2 protein-coding genes are annotated in these 888 nt (G+C 40.5%); both read right to left on the bottom strand.

Annotated elements, in window-relative coordinates; translation table 11 throughout:
* The coding region (locus ACFIO5_RS10955) for a biotin carboxylase N-terminal domain-containing protein (protein WP_375705419.1) at positions 1-290 on the bottom strand (290 nt) is incomplete at its 3' end.
* A gap of 14 nt (positions 291-304) precedes the next feature.
* Positions 305-796, bottom strand: coding sequence for an acetyl-CoA carboxylase biotin carboxyl carrier protein (accB, locus tag ACFIO5_RS10950; protein ID WP_011180702.1), 492 nt, complete (start codon positions 794-796; stop codon positions 305-307).
* Between the last annotated feature and the right edge of the window lie 92 nt (positions 797-888).

The raw sequence follows: 888 nt of genomic DNA, 5'->3' as shown, positions 1-888 counted from the left end.
GCTTCTAGAACATCTGCAAATTTTGCATTCTCAGAAAGAAAACCATAGCCCGGATGAACCGCATCAGCACCTGTGATCTCACAGGCAGCAATAATTTGTTGAATACTTAAATAAGAATCGCGAACTGGGGGAGGTCCAATACAGACACTTTCGTCAGCAAGACGAACGTGCATTGCATCAGCGTCAGCAGTTGAGTGAACGGCTACGGTTTTTATTCCAAGTTCTTTGCAGGCTCGCAAAACGCGAAGAGCAATTTCTCCTCGATTAGCAATGAGGATTTTTCGAATCATAGCTACTTCTCACTTTATTCAACAACAATAAGCGGTTCACCAAACTCAACGGGTTGGCCATCTTTAACAAAAATAGTAGTCACTTTGCCTGAACGTGGGGACGGAATTTGATTCATTGTTTTCATCGCTTCAATGATAAGTAGAGTTTGTCCTTCAGAAACATTTTGCCCTATCTCTACAAAAGGTTGTGCACCCGGTGAAGGTGCAAGATAGGCTGTACCAACCATTGGAGATGTTATTGCATTCTTTGATCTATCTTCTGGCTTAGGAGTTTCAATTGTTGGTGTTGGAGGAGAAGCTACAGAAACAGTAGGAGTAGAAACAGGAGCATAAATCGTTTGTTCGGGAACGGCTGTGATGTTTTGACGTGATACACAAATACGCAGTCCGCCCTGTTCAAGCTCAATATTGGTTAAATTGGTATCATTCAAAATTTCAGCAAGGTCACGGATAATTTTTGTATCAATTGCGGTCTGTTTTACAGCGTCCATTTTTTTTGTTGCCATTTTATTTCTAACTCCTTGATCAATGAAGATCGTCATTATTTAATTATGACTGAATATCTCTAGACTACGGATGACCTTTTTGAGCATTCTAT

The sequence above is a fragment of the Bartonella sp. AA86SXKL genome (genome assembly GCF_042196885.1).
This window is presented reverse-complemented; position numbering and strand designations above follow the sequence as displayed.

Excerpts from the sequence above, each read along its gene's own strand:
- accB (WP_011180702.1), bottom strand. The coding sequence starts at position 796 with ATGGCAACAAAAAAAATGGACGCTGTAAAACAGACCGCAATTGATACA.